The sequence below is a fragment of the Pseudomonas fluvialis genome, assembly GCF_002835605.1.
Taxonomy (GTDB): Bacteria; Pseudomonadota; Gammaproteobacteria; order Pseudomonadales; family Pseudomonadaceae; genus Aquipseudomonas; species Aquipseudomonas fluvialis.
In genome coordinates this window covers 13,247-30,759 of the sequence record NZ_PIYS01000010.1, presented here as the reverse complement: position 1 = coordinate 30,759, position 17,513 = coordinate 13,247, and the positions used below count along the sequence as shown (strand labels likewise).

The following is a 17,513-nucleotide window of genomic DNA, read 5'->3' as shown; positions in this document are numbered from 1 at the left end:
CCTGGCATCGGATTTTTTATGTCTCTGCAACAGCAACTGCTCGACTTAGGTGAACTGTTCAACTTCTCGGATCTGAGCACCTTCACCCAAAACATCCCGATCGAGTGGGTGGCATCCGCTCTGGACTTGTCCGCCCAGGCCACCATAAGGCGGCGGCGTCTGCCCAGCGATCAGGTGCTCTGGCTGGTGCTTGGCATGGCCTTGTTCCGTGACGAGCCGGTGCATGAGGTCGCACGACGCCTGAATATCTGTGCCCAGGGGCTGGCCTCTCACGACCTGCTGGCCCGAAGCGGTGTCACCGAGGCGCGTAAACGATTGGGTGCCGATCCGGTTGAGTGGCTGTTTCGTCAGACGGGTAACCAGTGGGGTTGCGAGCGCTATGAGGGCGATACCTGGCAGGGCCTGCAAGTATTGGCCGTGGATGGCGCACTCCTGCGCACCCCAGACACGCCTGAACTCCGAGAGCATTTCGGCTCCGGCAATACCTCCACCGAGCGCCAGACGCCGTTTCCCATGCTGCGACTGGTAGCCCTGATGAACGTGCGCTCGCACCTGATTCTGGATGCGCAGGTGAGTCCCTACCGGCGCAGTGAGATGCGCTTGGCCGATGAGTTTATGCAGCAGATTCCCAATCAGTCGGTGACGCTGTTCGATAAGGGCTTCTGGAGTGCCGACTTGCTGTTGCGCCTGGGCGCCGCAGGGGAAAGCCGGCACTGGCTGATTCCGGCCCGCCAAGGGCTGGTTGGCGAGGAAGTCGCTCGTTACGGCAAGGGCGATCGTTTGCTGCGCATGAAGGTGTCGGCACAGGCACGAAAGCGCAACCCCGACCTGCCGACGCACTGGGAGGTACGTGAAGTCAGCTACGCCGTGAAGGACAAGATCAAGACAGTGCTCACCTCGCTGCCTGCGGATACTTACAGCGCCAAGACCATCGCCAAGCTGTATCAGGAGCGCTGGGAGATCGAGCTGGGCTTCCGGGATATCAAAAGCTCTCTGCAGCAGAATGCGATGACCCTGCGCAGCAAGGTAACGGAGCTGGTCTACCAGGAGGTCTGGGGCTTGTTGTTGGCCTACAACATCATCCGCCGCGAAGCCGGTCAGGCAGCCGTCGCCTTCGGCCGCTCTCCGGGCGACATCCGCTTCAAACCAGTAGCTCAATACATCGCCGTGCAATTGATCGTGATGGCGGCGGCCAACCCGATTTCAGCAACAGGAACACGATTGTCGGAGCTGAGAGCAGGAATCGGTGGGCTGTTTCTGGATCACCGTCCAAGGCCATCAAGACCAAGGACGGTGAAGATCTCAAAGACCCGTTATCCAGTGGATCGAAAGGCTGCTCCGCTTAAGTGAACAGCATTACGGCCTTGGCCGGGTTTTTTCAGTGAAGCACGCAGATTACTGCTTGATCTGAGCTTCCACTTCAGCTTCCACGCGACGGTTGATCGCACGACCGGCATCGCTGGCGTTGTCAGCAACCGGGCGGGACTCACCGTAACCTACCGCGTTGACACGGCTGGCATCGACACCGTACTGGTTGACCAGCACTTCACGAACAGCGTTGGCACGACGCTCGGACAGCTTCTGGTTGTAGGCATCGGTACCACGCGCATCGGTGTGACCTTCCACAACGGTGGTGGTCTGCGGGTACTGGTTCATGAAATCGGCCAGGGCCTTGATGTCAGCCTGGCTTTCCGGCTTGACGTTGGCCTTGTCGAAATCGAACTTGACGTCCAGCTCGACACGTACGGTTTCAATAACCTGCTCCGGCTCGGCAACAGCCACCGGCTCAACGGCAGGAGCCGGCTCAACAACCGGAGCGGGCTTGCTGGAGCCGCCGAAGTTCACGCCGAAGCCAACACCCGCCAGCCACTCGGTTTCATTGGCGTCGATGTTGTAAGCGGCGTCGACGCCGGCCTTGGCGAAGACGTTCTCAGTGAAGAAGTACTTCACGCCGGCACCCAGATTGGCGAAGGTGCTGTGGTCACGACCGGTACGCGCCGGTACGTTGCTGATGTTCTGGTGAGCTACACCCGCAGAAACGAACGGACGCAGGGCGTCGCCCAGGTTACCGAAGTGGTAGGTGGCATCCAGGGAAGCCAGGTTGCCCTTGATGTTCTTGCGGCCAGTATCGTTTTCCGAGCGAATGTCGTGGTATTCACCGTAGGACAGGCCCAGGGAAACGTCATCAGTCAGGTAGTAGCCGATGGTACCGCCAAACAGGTTGCCTTCGGACAGGTCACGGCTGCTGTCGGTGAAATAGCGTTTGGCGAAAGCGTCAACCTCGACAGCGCCTTGGCCTTGAGCCAGCGCGCCCATGGAGGTAGCGGCAATCAGAGAGCCAATGACGAGGTGCAAGGTGTTTTTCAGTTTCATCCGTTAAATCCCCAGTAGGTGAATGTGGATCTGCAAGGACCCACACGCAAAAATCGACAGCATTATAGCAGAGGCGTTCGCCATATAAATGGCACGCCATCAGTTTTCTGCCAGATCGCCGTCCTGACCAGCGAATTTTTCCCGCAAGCGGTCTAGCGCACGTTTGTAGCGCATTTTCGTGGCGCTCAAGCCCATGTGCATGATGTCGGCGATCTCCTGGAACTCCAATTCGGCAACAAAGCGCAACACAAGGATTTCCCGATCGATGGGATTGACGTGCACCAGCCAACGATCCAGGCCAGCCTTGTCTTCAACCTTCGGCATTTTTTCCTCGGAAGCCTCTTCCAGGGGGTCCAAACTCAGTGCGTCCAGCAGGCGCCGTTTGCGACGCTCCTTGCGATACTGGGTAATGCACTCGTTGTAGGTAATGCTGTACAACCAGGTTTTGAACTTGGACTTGCCCTCGAAATTCTTCAGGCCATAGAGCACCTTGAGCATGACTTCCTGGCACACATCGTCAGCATCACGCTCATTGCCCAGGTAGCGCGCACATACGTTGAACAAGGTGCGCTGGTAGCGACGCATCAGCTCTTCGTAGGCGCGTGTAATATGGAACAGTTCGCCATGGGCACGCTGCACCAGCTCTTCATCGGAAAGCTCGCGGGGGTCGTAGCGCAGCGACGAGTGGGAGTTATTCAAGACAAATGGGGCCGGCAGTCGGTTCGAAGGTCAGCGGCTACGCACAGGCAGCAACTGACGCGGATAAGCTCGGGCGCACTACAGCTTAGTGGCTACGCACCTGTTGTTCGAGCAATAGACGGTTGGCCACTGAAATCAGTTCACCATCCTTGCTCAGCAGCAGAGTCTTGACCGTGCCGATTTCCTCGATCTGCCCCTCGATATCACCAATACGGACTTCCTGCCCCAGGCTGTACAGTTCACGCACATAGATACCGGCAATGATCTGCCCTGCCACCTGGCGACTACCCAGGCCTAGGGCCAGCGCCGCGGCCAAGCCTACCGAGATCAGGACGATGGCAATCACCATGTTGAGCAGGTCGGTCTTCACTTCGAGCTGACCAATCGCCACCGAGATGCTGATAATGATCACCAGGCTCTGTGCGATACGTCCCAGGCTGTGCGCGTAGTCAAGACCCACACCTTCAGCGGCTCCACGCACAATACTGTTGGCCAACTGCGCCAGCAGCACCCCTGCCAACAGCACCAGTGCGGCACCGAAGACCTTGGGCAGATACAGGGCAAAGACATCCAGCGTCGCAGAGACCCGCTCGAGGCCCAGCGACTCGGCCGCCGACACCAGGAAGATCAGCAGCACGAACCAGTAGACGATCTTGCCAATCAGCGTGGAAACCGGCACCTGAATGCCCACCCGCGCCAACAGTTTGTTCAGCCCGGTACCACTCATCAGGCGATCAAGGCCCAACTTGGCGAGCAGCTTGGACAGCAGGGTATCGAGCAATTTGGCCACGATAAAGCCCAGTAGCACCACCACCAGGGCGCCAAACAGGCGCGGAATGAAGGCGCCCACCGCACCCCACAGGGTGCTCATGGCGTTGACCAGGCTCTGTGTCCAGGGATCGAATTCCATTGTTATTCTGCCTTCTGTGTAGTTCTTGTGCGGTAACGGGGGCGCCGGCTAACCGGCATGGCATGACTGGAGGCACTATTGAGCCCGAGCATCAGCGCATGCAACGCATGGCCCAGCAAGCTGAATAGATCGCCTGCACCCACCTGGCGATTGGCGGTTTTGAGTACCCGCCCCAGGGTGGCGTTATCGTCGTGCACAGCAGACGATGATTTGAGCAAATCACGCAGGGACTCTTCAAAGGGATCGCGCATGGTTACCTCGTAGACTATGTCGGCTAGACGCGAGCCGCGCATCCAGGGTCACATCACAACCAGCGCAAGCGACGGAACAGCCACCACTGCCCCAGCGCCAGCAGAACGAACAGGCTACAGACGGCGTAGAAGGCATACTCAGTCTCGGCGCCGGGAATGCCACCCACGTTGATACCAAGCAGGCCTGTCAGAAAGCTCAGCGGCAGGAAAAATCCGGTGATGATGCCCAGCAGGTACATGGTGCGCCCCATACGCTCGCTCATGCGCCGGTGCTCGGACTCGAGAATCAGGCTGATCCGCTCACGCATCAGTTCCAGCTCTTCCAGATGACGAGTCAACTGGTTGTGCAACTCGTTCCAGTAGTCGCTGGCCTGTGGGGCAAACCAGGGACGATGATTACGCAGCAATATCTGATACAGCTCACGCTGTGGCGCCAGGAAGCGCCGCAGTGCCGCGGCGCGACGGCGCAACTGCTGCATACGGTCGTGGTTGGGGCGGTACTGCTCACTGGCATCGACGCGCTCCTCCTCATCATCGACCGCCTCCCCCAGATCCAGCAGTAACTCATCGACATGCTCGGTGAGTCCGCGCGCCAGGGCCAGCAACAAGTCGGAAACATGGCAAGGCCCCTGTCCGGCCGCCAGCTGAGCCAGGATCTTCTCGGTCACCCGCAGCGGCCGCAAACGCAGTGAAAGCAGGCGCTGTGGCTCGACGAACACCCGCACGCTGACCATGTCTTCCGGCTCGGCGCCGGGATTGAGGTTGACGCCACGCAGGAACAGCAGCAATTGCTCTTCGCTCAACGGCAGCAAGCGTGGCCGGGTGCTTTCTTCCAACAGCAGGTTGCAGGCAAAGGCACTCAGCCCACTGCACTGGCGCAACCATTGCTGAGCGCCAGGATGTCCACGATCCCAATGTAGCCAGAGGCTTTCCTGCGCCTGCAGCTGCAGGCCAGCCAGTTCGGCATGGGCGAGCTGACGCGCGCCACCCTGGCCGTCCAGCACCAGGGCATGCACCAGGCCGTACTGTTGCTCATCCATGTGCAGCCCCCTGGCGATTTATTCGGGCATCTGCAGCGGTTGCGGGGCAATGATCACCCCATTGTTGTCGGCATACAGGTAGTCACCCGGCTTGAAGGTCAGCCCGGCAAAGCTCACCACGACATTCAGATCACCGATGCCGCGCTTGTCGGTCTTCATCGGGTGACTGGCCAGGGCCTGAACGCCCAGGTCCGTCTGTGCCAGGACATCGACGTCGCGTACGCAGCCATAGATCAACATGCCTTCCCAGCCGTTCTTCGCCGCTTTCTCGGCAATCATGTCACCGAGCAGTGCACGGCGCAGCGAGCCACCACCATCCACCACCAATACCTTGCCGTGGCCTGGCTCATCGGCCTGCGACTTGACCAGCGAATTGTCCTCGAAACACTTGACCGTGACGATCTGTCCACCAAAGGAATCACGGCCACCAAAATTGGCAAACATGGGCTCAGCAACCTGCACCAGTTCCGGGTAGGCGTCACACAGGTCGGGGGTAACGTATTGCATGGCTAGCTCCTGCTAGATAAGAAGGATTCATCCGTCCGGGCAACCCTAACCTGCCCGTTTTACGGCGACAAGGAGATCTATAGGGTTACGGCAGGCAGACTTGCCTCTTGCAACCAGTGCAGCACCAGCGGCCAGACTTCCTCACGGGCAGCCTGACTGACCAGCATGTCGACATGTCCATAGCTATGCCGATAGCCTGCCGCCGGCCCCAGCGTGAGGAAGTGCTGGGGGCCGGCGAATTGCTCCAGCAACTTGCGGCATGCCCAGGGCGGGTCCTGATGATCGGACTCGCCCGCCACAGCCAATACAGGCAGCTGGACATCCGCCAGCCCGGCCCACCAGTCACGCTGACTGTCGCCAAAACGACCAAACAGGCCATGCCAGCGCAATGCCTCAAGTACCAGCCCGATGGGCTCGTCTTCCGGGCCACGCTTGAAGCGTCGACCGGAAAGGTAATCGAAGCGCCCCAGCAACAGGCGCCCGCCCCACTCCACAGGCGGCACCTTGAGCGGCCAGTAGACCCGACTGATCTGGCTGCCAAACAGCGCAGCCGAACGCAGGCCGTCAGCTTTCAGGTAATGCCCACCCAGTGCAGCGGCAAGGATGACCCCACCCAGCGAGTGGCCTAGCCAGTGCGCCGGCTGCGGGTTCTGCTCATGGATGAACGCGGCGATGGCCGGAAGGTCATAACGCACATAATCAGCGACACAGTTATGCCGATAGGCACGGTTACGCGGCGACAGGCCATGCCCGCGCATCTCGGCCAGCCAGACATCCAGCCCGGCCCGCGCCAGGAAGGCCGCCAGGCCAATGCCACGCGGCGACAACCAGAAACGCCGATTGGAAAAACTGCCATGCAGCAGCACCACGGGCTCGCCACGGCAGGCTTGCTGACCCGCCAGGCCAACACGGGTCAGCGCCAGCGTCACGCTGGAGTCGGGACTATTGCCCGGCTTGAGCAGGTAGACATCTTCAGCCAGGTCGCCACGCAGCTCGGCGCTGTGCAGGGCGACAGGAAACAGGGCACTGCTACTTTGCATGATCAGATACAGGAAGGGATGCGGCATGCCGCCTCACCGCTTCACCTGTGACGGGCAGGTGAAGCGGTAACGGGGAGTTGTCAGACAGGCTGATCGGCGAGGAAGAACCAGGTGTCCAGCACCGAGTCCGGATTGAGCGATACGCTGTCGATGCCCTCTTCCATCAACCATTTGGCCAGGTCCGGATGATCCGAAGGACCCTGACCGCAGATGCCGATGTACTTGTCCGCTTTCTTGCAGGCCTGAATGGCATTGGACAGCAGTTTCTTCACCGCTGGATTACGCTCATCGAACAGATGGGCAATGATTCCGGAGTCACGATCCAGGCCCAGGGTCAGCTGGGTCATGTCGTTGGAACCGATCGAGAAGCCGTCGAAGAATTCGAGGAACTCGTCAGCCATCAGCGCGTTGGAAGGCAGCTCGCACATCATGATCACACGCAGGCCATTCTCGCCTCGCTTGAGACCATAGTGGCCGAGCAGCTCGACCACCTGCTGCGCTTCGCCCAGAGTACGCACGAAAGGCACCATCAACTCGACATTGGTCAGGCCCATTTCATTGCGCACCTTTTTCATGGCGCGGCATTCCAGCTCGAAGCAGTCGCGGAAGCTTTCGCTGATGTAGCGTGAGGCGCCACGGAAGCCGAGCATCGGATTCTCTTCTTCCGGCTCGTAGAGCTTGCCGCCGATCAGGTTGGCGTATTCGTTGGACTTGAAGTCCGAGAGACGCACGATGACCTTCTTCGGCCAGAAGGCCGCTGCCAGGGTGCTGACCCCTTCGACCAGCTTCTCGACATAGAAATTGACCGGATCGTCATAGCCGGCAATGCGTTTCTCCACGCTTTCCTTGATTTCCGCCGGCAGGCTGGCGAAGTTCAGCAGTGCCTTGGGGTGCACGCCGATCATCCGGTTGATGATGAACTCCAGGCGCGCCAGGCCGACACCGGCGTTGGGCAGCTGGGCGAAGTCGAAGGCACGATCCGGGTTACCGACGTTCATCATGATCTTGAACGGCAGCTCGGGCATGGCGTCCACGGAGTTCTGGCGAATATCGAAGCCCAGTTCGCCCTCGAAGATAAAGCCGGTATCCCCCTCGGCACAGGAGACGGTGACGCCCATGCCATCCTTGAGCACCTGCGTGGCATTACCACAACCCACCACAGCGGGAATGCCCAGTTCACGGGCGATGATGGCCGCGTGACAGGTACGCCCGCCACGGTTGGTGACAATGGCGCTGGCACGCTTCATCACCGGTTCCCAATCCGGGTCGGTCATGTCGGAGACCAACACATCCCCCGGCTGCACCTTGTCCATTTCGGAGACGTCGTGGATAACCTTGACCGGGCCGGCACCGATACGCTGGCCAATGGCACGGCCTTCGACCAGTACCTTGCCTTTCTCCTTGAGCAGGTAGCGCTCCATGACGTTACCGCTGCTGCGGCTCTTCACGGTTTCCGGACGTGCCTGAACGATGTACAGCTTGCCGTCGTCACCGTCCTTGGCCCACTCGATGTCCATCGGACGACCATAGTGCTGCTCGATGATCAGCGCCTGCTTGGCCAACTCGGCCACTTCAGCGTCACTGATGCAGAAGCGCGCACGCTCGGCACGCTCGACCTCGACGGTTTTCACCGAACGACCAGCCTTGGCTTCGTCGCCGTAGACCATCTTGATCGCCTTGCTGCCCAGGTTGCGGCGCAAAATCGCCGGACGACCAGCCTGCAGGGTCGGTTTGTGCACATAAAACTCGTCGGGATTCACTGCCCCCTGTACCACGGTCTCACCCAGGCCGTAGGCGCCGGTGATGAACACCACATCACGGAAACCCGACTCGGTATCCAGGGTGAACATCACACCCGCCGTACCGGTTTCCGAACGGACCATGCGCTGCACACCAGCGGACAGCGCAACCAGCTTGTGGTCGAAGCCCTGGTGCACACGGTAGGCAATGGCACGGTCATTGAACAGGGAGGCGAACACCTCCTTGGCGGCGCGGATCACGTTGTCCACACCGCGGATATTCAGGAAGGTTTCCTGCTGCCCGGCGAACGAAGCGTCCGGCAGGTCTTCGGCGGTAGCCGAGGAGCGCACAGCAACCGCCATGTTCTCGTTGCCGGCACTCATTTCCGCGAATGCCTGGCGAATCTGCTGATCAAGCGCTTCGGGGAACTCGGCGTCCATGACCCACTGGCGAATCTGTGCACCAGCCTTGGCCAGGGCATTGACGTCATCCACATCAAGACTATCCAGCAAATCATGGATACGCTGGTTCAGGCCGCTCTGCTCCAGGAAATCCCGGTAGGCCTGGGCAGTGGTGGCGAAACCGCCAGGCACCGACACACCGGCGCCAGCCAGGTTACTGATCATCTCGCCCAGGGAGGCGTTCTTGCCCCCTACATGCTCAACATCGTGGACGCCGAGCTTATCGAGGGACACTACGTACTCAACCAAGGTGATCTCTCCACTGTCTGTTGGGATATTCCCGGAGCCTGCAAGCACCACAGCTGGTCGCTTGCGCTGGATTCTGCCGGTGCTGTAGGCGACAATGCCAGCCACTACAGAGGCGGAAACGCCGCCTATCATAGCCAAGAATCGTTCCTGACTTAAGGCCTTTGCTGCAAATGAAACGAACCGCTTTCTTCATCTCCGACGGCACGGGCATTACTGCAGAAACCCTTGGCCAAAGCCTGCTGGCACAGTTCGAGAACATTCAGTTCAGCAAGCTGGTGCGTCCTTATGTGGATACGCCAGAAAAAGCCCGCAGCATGGTACAGCAAATCAACCAGGCCGCCGCCAACGATGGCTACCGGCCGATCATCTTCGACACCATCGTCAATCAGGATATTCGCGAGATCGTGGCCGGCTCGGAAGGCTTCATGATTGACATTTTTGCCTCGTTCCTCGCCCCGCTGGAACAAGAGCTGGGGGCGCAGTCCTCCTATACCGTCGGTAAGTCGCACTCGATCAGCGCCAACGCCAACTACATGGAGCGCATCGATGCGGTGAACTTCGCACTGGACAACGACGACGGCGGGCGCACCCATCACTACGACAAGGCCGACCTGATTCTGGTCGGCGTATCGCGCTGCGGCAAGACACCGACTTGTCTGTACATGGCCATGCAGTACGGCATTCGTGCAGCCAATTACCCGCTCACCGAGGATGATATGGAGCGCCTGCAGCTGCCCGCTGCACTCAAGCCACACAAACACAAGCTGTTCGGCCTGACCATCGACTCCGACCGGCTGGCGGCGATTCGCCACGAACGCAAACCCAACAGCCGCTATGCCAGCTTCGCCCAGTGCGAGTTCGAAGTGCGCGAGGTGGAGAACCTGTTCCGCAAGGAAAACATCGCCTACATCAATTCCACGCATTTCTCGGTAGAAGAGATCTCCGCCAAGATTCTCGTCGAGAAAGGCGTCGAGCGACGCCTGAAGTAAAGCGACTGGCCGAGCACGGCTGCTCAGTGACGGAGTTCAAAATTCAGCTGGGCGCCGTCAATCTTGTCGAGAAAGCCCTCGTCCTCTACCCGCGTACCATCGTCGGCACGCAGCCGATCATGGGTGATCAACTGACCACTTAGCTGGAAGGGCGCCGGAGCCGCCTGCTCCTGAAACAACGGCGGCAGCAGGCGTTCGACTACGATCGGCTCTTCGGCGTACTGCCAATGCTCCAGCAGTTCTGCCGGCAGGCTGAGGTCAAGCGGGGCGACTGGCGGCGCCAGCACACGCGGAGCCGGTGCTTTCTGCGGCGCTGGCGGCTTGCCCGGCAGCGCCGCGGTAACCGCCTCACGGGCGGGATGCGGCGCGCCCTGAGCAGGCGCTGCTTCTAGCACGGAGGCCGCAGCAGGCACCGACGCAACGGACGCTGTCTGCGTCGCAACGGGTTGAGCAGGCTGCTCACAGGCCGCCAGCAACAGCAAGGCAATTAACAGGGAGACTTTGTACATGGCTACTATGCTGGCTTGCCTGCACAGCGCCCGCAAGCCCCTTCAACGGCGCCAGGCTGCCAGTTGCGCGAGCTCAAAAGCCTGCCAGTGCTGCACGGGGCGCTGCTCCCCGGGCAGGTGCCAACGTTCACCGCGCGGCTCAAGCTGCTCTGCCGGCAACGCCAATAGCTCCTCAAGGCTTACCCGACAGAGCCTCCCGGCATCTTCGGGACAATCCCAATCCGCTTCAAACACCCGCACTTGCCAGCCCTGCGCGTCTGTCTTGTCAATACGCGGCATGCCGCCTATCGATCCCGGTCGGCGCCGCAGACTGCGCTGCTGGGTATCCAGCAGCCACAGCAACCACTGCCGGGAATGGTTAGGATCATCGTTGTGCGGATCATCCCAACCACGCTGATGGGTCAACAACAGGTAACGGCCCGACGCATCCCAGGCCATGCTGGGGGTGACACCAAACAGCGCACAACCGGAAGCGGTCAGTACATAGCCATCGCGACGCGCGCACTGCTCACGCAGCCAGTTATCCGGGTACTCGGTTTCGCAGCCACGCAGCCACGCAGCATCCTGCCCGCCGGGCGCCGGCAAGATGAAATCACCATCGGCATTGACTGCCTGCGGTCGACTGACCAGACGCCACTCCGCCTGCAGTTGCAGCCCCTCATCACGGCAGTGCAGACGCTGCAGGCGATGGCAGGCCCGCCCATAACCGCGCTCCAGGTAATAGCGCGCGGCTTCGCCAGCTGGAGGGGCGGGCTGATCAGCCATATACAGGGGATGAGGCTGGAAGCCCTCGCTGCATAATCCCTGCAGGGTAACGACCTCCAGAACACCGTCATGAAAATCGCGCAAACGCTCGACCAGCAGGGGCGGACTGGCCAGCAGGCGCCCTGAGGCCAGCTCCAGCACCTGCACCTGCTCAGCCAATGCCGGCGCGGCACAAGCCGGCAGCAAGGCTACCCAGCGCTGGTCGCTGGATAGGCGATGCTCCAACTGCCATTGTCCTTGCACCACCTGACCGTCAAGGCTCAGTGCATACGCGGGCCAACCCTGTTCACGAGCCACCTCATCGAACAGCAGGTGGCGTTGCCCCGACAAGACCTGTGAGCGCAAGCGCTGCCGTTGCCCATCCCCCGGCCAGAGCACCTCAAGGCAGGTCGGCGCACACTCACCGGGCCGAATACGTCCCCAGACATCGTGGCCACGCTTGGTCTCGACAGTGCTTAGGTAATCGCTTAACTGTTCGCCGTATTCCCCCCGATTCGGCAAGGGCGAACCCAGTTCGACGTCGATCCATAGCTGGCCGTTTTCAATGCCACGAATCGCCCCAGGGTACAACGCCAGGCGCTCTTGCTCAGCCAATTGCGGCCGGCCAAGATCGCGCCAAGCCTGCTGCGGAGCACCCAGCCAATAACTCCAGGCGGCCTCAGGCTGCTCCAGCGGACGCGCCTGGCAGGCCAGCCACTGGCCATCCCAGCGCGGCGACGCATCCTCACCCAGCAGCAACCCCGTGGCCTGCTCCCCCAACCACAATTGGTATTCGGGATAACGCAGCGGGCGCAACGGGTCTTCCAGCGCCTGCAGGCTTTCCGGCAGAAACGGGCGGCCATGCGCTGCCAGCCCGCTCGGCAAGCCGGGCCAACGTCGTGGGGCGTTGTCGAGCTGCGCCTGCCAGCGCGGCTCCAGCCACAGATCGGCAATCGCCACCAACGCCACGCATTGCGCGCGGGCCAGTACCTCATCCAGCGCAAGCTGCACGGCCTGGTTGGCTCCCAACGGGCTGTACTGGCCACGAATCCATTGGCCATCGCAGCCACTGATCTGCCAGGGCGTCTGTTCCGGCTGGCAGCGATACACACAGCGCTGCTGGCGATCCAGCAGCAGCAACCCCCAGGCATTTCGTGAGGGCAAAGGGGCGAGGAAATAACGACCATCATCGGAAAAGCAGCTACCGCTGCCGATGCCTTCGAGCAGCACGCCATCGGGCATCAGGCAGTCGACATACACCGGCCCGCCCATGGCAATCTCCCCCCAGGAGAGGTAACGAATAGCCTGCCCCTCTGGCGTATGCCTGGGCTCTTCGCCGCCCCAGGCGCTATGACCTGCCTCGCCCGCGTGGGGATCATGCTCGGCACGCAAGTCCCCCTCCTCCTCCACCTTGAGCCCCAGATGCCGCTCCAGGCTGCCGATACCGGCCAGCGCCAGCAGCACCCAGAGCACCGACAGGAGAATCGACCAATCGGACGCTATGCAGCGACCAATGGCAAATGCCGTCCCCAGCACACAACCACAAAGCAGCGCACTGAGCTGCCTGCCTACAGCGGGCCAACGGCGCCCGCTCAGCAGCAGCACGGCCAGCAGCAGTGCCTCCAGCAACAGGCCCCAGCTCAATGGCAGGATGGCCACGAGCAGCAGTGGCAACAGCAATCGCGCCAACGCCAGCAACAGTTGCCACATCAGCAGGGACAAGGACTCGGTTTCAGCAGACGGCTGGCTCATTTTGCTTCCCTGCAGAGATAAGGCGCACACATCCTAAAGAGCAGCCCTCTCCCTGCAAAGCACCGCAGGCGGCAGCCGATCACACTTCAAGCCTGCAAAGCCTGGTAACACTTGAACAATGCACGCGAGACAGAGGTCTGCGGCAGATCAAGACCTGGCACCTCCTCAGCGCTAGCATCGTTTTATCCTGATTACCGAGGCACCCCATGAGCGATCCCAATCTGGCCACCGGGCCCTTTATGGAAATGGCCAGCTTGCTCGGGCTAACGGCGGCTGCCGGTTTGCTGGCCATCAAACTGCGCCAACCCGTGCTGATTGCCTACATGCTGGTGGGCATTCTCGCTGGCCCCAGCTTCTTCGGCCTGGTACAGGCGCACGACCAGATCGACCTGCTCGCACAGATGGGGGTAGCCGTACTGCTATTCGTCGTCGGCCTGAAGCTGGATATCAGCCATGTACGCCATATCGGTCCGGTAGCCCTGGCTACGGGCCTGGGGCAACTGGCGTTCACCATCGCCATCGGCTTTCTGATCATCCTGGCACTGGGCAAGGGCTTGATGGAGGCGCTTTACGTGGCCGTGGCCCTGACGTTCTCCAGCACCATCATCGTGGTCAAGCTGCTCTCCGACAAACGCGAGCTGGATTCACTGCATGGGCGTATCGCCGTAGGTTTCCTGATAGTTCAGGACCTTGCCGTGGTGCTGGCGATGATGGTCATGAGCGCGCTGCGCGACAGTGGCGGCGAACTGGCCGGCGGCGAGGTCCTGTTGAATATGCTGCTGCGTATCGCCGTCGCCATCGCCTTGCTGTACGTGCTGATGCGCTGGATCCTCCCGCGCCTGCTCGCCAGCATCGCCCGCTCCCAGGAACTGCTCCTGCTGTTTGCCATCGCCTGGGGGGTAGGACTGGCTGCCATCGGGGAATGGGCAGGCTTTTCCAAGGAAGCAGGCGCCTTCATGGCCGGTTTCTCATTAGCCTCAACGCCCTTTCGCGAAGCGATCGGTGCGCGACTCACCGGCATACGTGACTTCCTCCTGCTGTTCTTTTTCATTGATCTGGGAGCCAAGCTGGAGTTCTCGACCCTGGGTGGCGAGGTGATCCCGGCACTGCTGCTGTCGCTGTTCGTGTTGATTGGCAACCCGTTGATCGTCATGGCCATCATGGGCTACATGGGCTATCGCCGACGCACCGGCCTGCTCGCGGGTCTGACGGTGGCGCAAATCAGCGAGTTTTCCATCGTATTCGTGGCCATGGGCATCAGCCTCGGTCATGTCGGTATGTCGGCGCTGGGTCTGACCACGCTGGTTGGCATCATCACCATCACCCTGTCGACCTACATGATTCTTTACTCGCAACCGCTGTATGAGCGCCTGGCCCCTCTGCTCAGGGTATTCGAGCGACGCCAGCCGTTCCGCGAGCTGGCCCTGGAAAATGATCCGCAAGAAAGCCGCCAGGCGCAGGTCATGATCTTTGGCCTGGGTCGCTACGGTAGTCATCTGGCGCAACGCCTACAGGAAAATGGCTACGCCGTGCATGGGGTGGATTTTGATCCGGAAATAGTCAGCCAACAGCGCCGCCTGGGCCTGCCAGTCAGCTTTGGCGATAGTCAGGATGTCGACTTCCTCGCCAGCCTACCGCTTGGCCGACATAGCTGGGCGATCAGCACCTTGCCTGATTTAGCCTCCAACCGTGCCTTGCTGCATGCTCTGGAACAGCATCAACATCCCGGAAAGATCGCTATCGCCGTGCGTGACGAACAGCAAGCCAGGGAACTGGCCTGCCTGCCCAACGTACAACTGTTCCACCCCTTCCGCGATGCCGTGGAAATCGTCGTCAATCACCTTGGCCAGGCCATGGCCCCGCAGGAGCAACGTCCATGAGCAATGCCCTACATATATTCGCCGCCACCGATCATTCTCCGCAGGGCAATTTTGCTGTCGCTCGCGCCTTTGCCCTGGCAGCCCTGGAGCACAGCCCGCTACAGCTATTGCAAGTGCTTAATCAAAGTCTGCTGCAACGCCTGCAAGAGCTGCTCGGTCAGGAGGGCGACCTGCTGCAGGAGCAACTGCATGGCGATGCCCGCCAGCGCCTGCAAAACCTCGCGGAACAGCTCGATCAGGGCCAGAGCCAACGGGTTGAGTGCCACGTGCTGCACGGCAGTGTGGTCGGCAGCTTGCTGGAACATCTGCAGCAGCACCCCTGCGACCTCCTGGTGCTCGGCGCACAAGGGGAAAATGCCTTGCGCCACCTACTGCTGGGGAGTACCGCTGCCCGCCTCCTCAATCACTGCCGTGAGCCTTTACTGGTCGTACGCCAGCCCGTGCAACGGGCCTACCAACGCGTCTTGCTGGCCGTTGATTTCTCCCCTTGGTCCAGCCAGGCGCTGCACTTGGCCCAGCGCTTGGCTCCAGGCGCCGAGCTGATACTGCTCCATGCTTTCGAAGCACCGTTCGAAGGCAAACTGCGTTTCGCCGGCGTCGACGAAGCTACCCTGCAGCGCTATGCCCAGGCCACGCGCGCGGATGCCGAGCAACGCATGCTGCAACTGTGCGCCCAGGCTGATTCCGCTAACCCCCTGCGCAGCAAGGTACTGCATGGCGATGCTGGCCAGCTGATCCTCGAGCAGGCCGAACTGGAAGACTGCGACCTGATCGTACTGGGCAAGCAGGGCCAGGGCGCCCTACAGGAGTTGCTGCTGGGTAGTGTCAGCCGTTATGTACTCAACAGTGCACGCTGCGATGTACTGGTCAGTGGTGCCTAAGGCATCTCGCTCGCCGGCGATTCCTGGCACAGCTGGCGCGCCAACAGGCCAAGCGCCATGATCGCCCGCTCGGCCTCGCGGTTCCAGGGAATGCCGCAAGTCAGCCGCAAGCAGTGATTGAACTGCTCGGTATTGCTGAAAATCATCCCCGGGGCAATGCTGATGCCCTGCTGTAGGGCGCGCATGTGCAACTGCTGGGTATTGACCCGTGCCGGCAAGCTGACCCACAGGATAAACCCACCCAACGGGCGTGACATCTGCGTGCCCTCTGGGAAATGCTGCTGCACGGCCAGCTGGTAAGCCGTGAGATTTTTCCGATACTCTTGGCGGATATGCCGCAAATGACGGTCGTAGCCGCCATTTTCCAGATAGGCGGCAATACCCATCTGGGTGACGCTGCAGGCCGAATAGGTACTGAAGGTTTGCAGCCGCTCAATATCCGCCTGGTACTTGCCGGCGATGATCCAGCCAATGCGCGCCCCAGGCGACAGGGTTTTCGAGAAGCTCGAGCAATAGATAACCTGCCCCTGCTGGTCATGGGCCTTGAGCGCCTTGAGCCGGCCGCTGTCGAACATCAGTTCACCCTGGATGTCATCCTCGATGATCGGCATGGCAAACTGTCCCGCCAGCTTGAGCAACTGCTTCTGACGTGCCTCCGGGATACTCCCCCCCAAGGGATTACTGATGCGTGCAGTGAGCACCACCGCCTTGATCGGCCACTGGCTAGCCGCCAACTGCAGCGCCTCCAGACTGATTCCTTCGTTGGGATCACTGGGTATCTCGATGACCTTCAGCCCCAGCAAATCCGCAAGTTGCAGCAATCCATAATAAGTAGGCGATTCTGCGGCTATCAGATCACCGGGACGGGTCAGTACACGCAATGACATCTGCAGTGCGTCGACACAACCACTGGTGATCACCACTTCGCTGGGGTCTATGACCACGCCGGCATCACGCATGCGAATAGCCACTTGCCGCCGCAAGGGTTCAAACCCAGGGCTGAACATATAACCAAAGGCACGCGGCGCATGGAAACGGCTGACCCGGGCCAACTGCTGCTGCAGCGCACGCACCGGCAGGTAGTCGACATGCGGCACCGCCGCGCCCAACGGAAATACCCCCTCGCGGCGCGACTCCGTCAGCACCTGATTGATGATGCTGCTGCGTGTCACCAGGCCTGGCCGCTCAACCTTGGCGATTTCCGGGGTGGCGGCCGTGAGTGCCGGGGTCTGGTGTACGTAGTAGCCCGACTGGGGACGCGCACGAATCAGGCCCTGGTCTTCCAGGTTGGCATAGGCCTGCAATACCGTGGCATGGCTGACACTCAGCTGAGCACTGAGCTTGCGCACCGAAGGTACCTTCTCACCGGGTTGATAAACGCCTCGCCGAATATCCTCCGCCAGTTGCTGAGCGATACGCTGGTAGAGCAACAGATTGGACATCGGCGCGAACTCCCTGTGATTGGACCGATACAGTAACGCAAACAAC

General features: G+C 60.8%; 15 protein-coding genes. 4 read left to right on the top strand and 11 right to left on the bottom strand.

Going from position 1 to position 17,513, the window contains the following annotated elements; genetic code table 11:
- Positions 1–18: 18 nt before the first annotated feature.
- Entirely contained in the window at positions 19–1,350 is a 1,332-nt protein-coding gene (locus CW360_RS06970; protein WP_170307333.1) for an IS4 family transposase, read from the top strand.
- Positions 1,351–1,395: 45 nt separating this feature from the next.
- On the opposite strand, the gene CW360_RS06965 is transcribed toward CW360_RS06970, so the two are convergent.
- From CW360_RS06965 to ppsA, 8 genes are all read right to left on the bottom strand, one after another.
- Positions 1,396–2,373: an OmpA family protein gene (locus tag CW360_RS06965; RefSeq protein WP_093987259.1), complete on the bottom strand. Its 978-nt coding sequence runs from the start codon at positions 2,371–2,373 to the stop codon at positions 1,396–1,398.
- Between the two features lie 99 nt (positions 2,374–2,472).
- Positions 2,473–3,072, bottom strand: coding sequence for an RNA polymerase sigma factor SigX (gene sigX, locus CW360_RS06960; protein WP_170307366.1), 600 nt, complete (start codon positions 3,070–3,072; stop codon positions 2,473–2,475).
- A gap of 85 nt (positions 3,073–3,157) precedes the next feature.
- Complete coding sequence (locus CW360_RS06955; RefSeq protein WP_093987258.1) at positions 3,158–3,982, bottom strand: mechanosensitive ion channel family protein; 825 nt, start codon at positions 3,980–3,982, stop codon at positions 3,158–3,160.
- Positions 3,983–3,984: 2 nt separating this feature from the next.
- Positions 3,985–4,233, bottom strand: a complete 249-nt coding sequence (locus CW360_RS06950) for a CrfX protein (RefSeq protein WP_101193240.1) — start codon at positions 4,231–4,233, stop codon at positions 3,985–3,987.
- Between the two features lie 53 nt (positions 4,234–4,286).
- Positions 4,287–5,273, bottom strand: a complete 987-nt coding sequence (locus CW360_RS06945; RefSeq protein WP_101193198.1) for a CorA family divalent cation transporter — start codon at positions 5,271–5,273, stop codon at positions 4,287–4,289.
- A gap of 18 nt (positions 5,274–5,291) precedes the next feature.
- Positions 5,292–5,780: a ribonuclease E activity regulator RraA gene (gene rraA / locus CW360_RS06940; RefSeq protein ID WP_093987255.1), complete on the bottom strand. Its 489-nt coding sequence runs from the start codon at positions 5,778–5,780 to the stop codon at positions 5,292–5,294.
- A gap of 77 nt (positions 5,781–5,857) precedes the next feature.
- Positions 5,858–6,820, bottom strand: coding sequence for an alpha/beta fold hydrolase (locus CW360_RS06935; RefSeq protein WP_101193239.1), 963 nt, complete (start codon positions 6,818–6,820; stop codon positions 5,858–5,860).
- An 80-nt stretch (positions 6,821–6,900) separates the two neighbouring features.
- Positions 6,901–9,270: a phosphoenolpyruvate synthase gene (ppsA, locus tag CW360_RS06930; protein ID WP_101193197.1), complete on the bottom strand. Its 2,370-nt coding sequence runs from the start codon at positions 9,268–9,270 to the stop codon at positions 6,901–6,903.
- 170 nt (positions 9,271–9,440) lie between these two features.
- Between ppsA and ppsR the strand changes: the two genes are divergently transcribed.
- Complete coding sequence (ppsR, locus tag CW360_RS06920) at positions 9,441–10,259, top strand: posphoenolpyruvate synthetase regulatory kinase/phosphorylase PpsR (RefSeq protein ID WP_093987253.1); 819 nt, start codon at positions 9,441–9,443, stop codon at positions 10,257–10,259.
- Positions 10,260–10,282: 23 nt separating this feature from the next.
- Here the strand turns inward: ppsR and CW360_RS06915 are convergent, their stop codons facing one another.
- Complete coding sequence (locus tag CW360_RS06915; protein WP_101193196.1) at positions 10,283–10,768, bottom strand: hypothetical protein; 486 nt, start codon at positions 10,766–10,768, stop codon at positions 10,283–10,285.
- A 42-nt stretch (positions 10,769–10,810) separates the two neighbouring features.
- Positions 10,811–13,264 (bottom strand): hypothetical protein, encoded by a 2,454-nt coding sequence (locus tag CW360_RS06910; protein ID WP_101193195.1) that lies wholly within the window; start codon positions 13,262–13,264, stop codon positions 10,811–10,813.
- A 206-nt stretch (positions 13,265–13,470) separates the two neighbouring features.
- On the opposite strand from CW360_RS06910, the gene CW360_RS06905 reads away from it, so the two are divergent.
- Positions 13,471–15,144 (top strand): cation:proton antiporter, encoded by a 1,674-nt coding sequence (locus CW360_RS06905; protein WP_101193194.1) that lies wholly within the window; start codon positions 13,471–13,473, stop codon positions 15,142–15,144.
- The gene (locus tag CW360_RS06900; protein WP_101193193.1) at positions 15,141–16,025 is read left to right on the top strand and encodes a universal stress protein; all 885 of its coding nucleotides are present in this window, start codon (positions 15,141–15,143) and stop codon (positions 16,023–16,025) included. The genes CW360_RS06905 and CW360_RS06900 overlap by 4 nt, the downstream gene beginning before the upstream one ends.
- Here the strand turns inward: CW360_RS06900 and CW360_RS06895 are convergent.
- Positions 16,022–17,467: an aminotransferase-like domain-containing protein gene (locus CW360_RS06895; protein ID WP_101193192.1), complete on the bottom strand. Its 1,446-nt coding sequence runs from the start codon at positions 17,465–17,467 to the stop codon at positions 16,022–16,024. The genes CW360_RS06900 and CW360_RS06895 overlap by 4 nt on opposite strands.
- Between the last annotated feature and the right edge of the window lie 46 nt (positions 17,468–17,513).

What these genes read in the sequence shown, in the direction of transcription:
- CW360_RS06970 (WP_170307333.1), top strand. Translation starts at nt 19, where the DNA reads ATGTCTCTGCAACAGCAACTGCTCGACTTAGGTGAACTGTTCAACTTC.
- CW360_RS06965 (WP_093987259.1), bottom strand. Translation starts at nt 2,373, where the DNA reads ATGAAACTGAAAAACACCTTGCACCTCGTCATTGGCTCTCTGATTGCC.
- CW360_RS06955 (WP_093987258.1), bottom strand. Translation starts at nt 3,982, where the DNA reads ATGGAATTCGATCCCTGGACACAGAGCCTGGTCAACGCCATGAGCACC.
- CW360_RS06950 (WP_101193240.1), bottom strand. Translation starts at nt 4,233, where the DNA reads ATGCGCGATCCCTTTGAAGAGTCCCTGCGTGATTTGCTCAAATCATCG.
- CW360_RS06945 (WP_101193198.1), bottom strand. Translation starts at nt 5,273, where the DNA reads ATGGATGAGCAACAGTACGGCCTGGTGCATGCCCTGGTGCTGGACGGC.
- rraA (WP_093987255.1), bottom strand. Translation starts at nt 5,780, where the DNA reads ATGCAATACGTTACCCCCGACCTGTGTGACGCCTACCCGGAACTGGTG.
- CW360_RS06935 (WP_101193239.1), bottom strand. Translation starts at nt 6,820, where the DNA reads ATGCAAAGTAGCAGTGCCCTGTTTCCTGTCGCCCTGCACAGCGCCGAG.
- ppsR (WP_093987253.1), top strand. Translation starts at nt 9,441, where the DNA reads ATGAAACGAACCGCTTTCTTCATCTCCGACGGCACGGGCATTACTGCA.
- CW360_RS06915 (WP_101193196.1), bottom strand. Translation starts at nt 10,768, where the DNA reads ATGTACAAAGTCTCCCTGTTAATTGCCTTGCTGTTGCTGGCGGCCTGT.
- CW360_RS06910 (WP_101193195.1), bottom strand. Translation starts at nt 13,264, where the DNA reads ATGAGCCAGCCGTCTGCTGAAACCGAGTCCTTGTCCCTGCTGATGTGG.
- CW360_RS06905 (WP_101193194.1), top strand. Translation starts at nt 13,471, where the DNA reads ATGAGCGATCCCAATCTGGCCACCGGGCCCTTTATGGAAATGGCCAGC.
- CW360_RS06900 (WP_101193193.1), top strand. Translation starts at nt 15,141, where the DNA reads ATGAGCAATGCCCTACATATATTCGCCGCCACCGATCATTCTCCGCAG.
- CW360_RS06895 (WP_101193192.1), bottom strand. Translation starts at nt 17,467, where the DNA reads ATGTCCAATCTGTTGCTCTACCAGCGTATCGCTCAGCAACTGGCGGAG.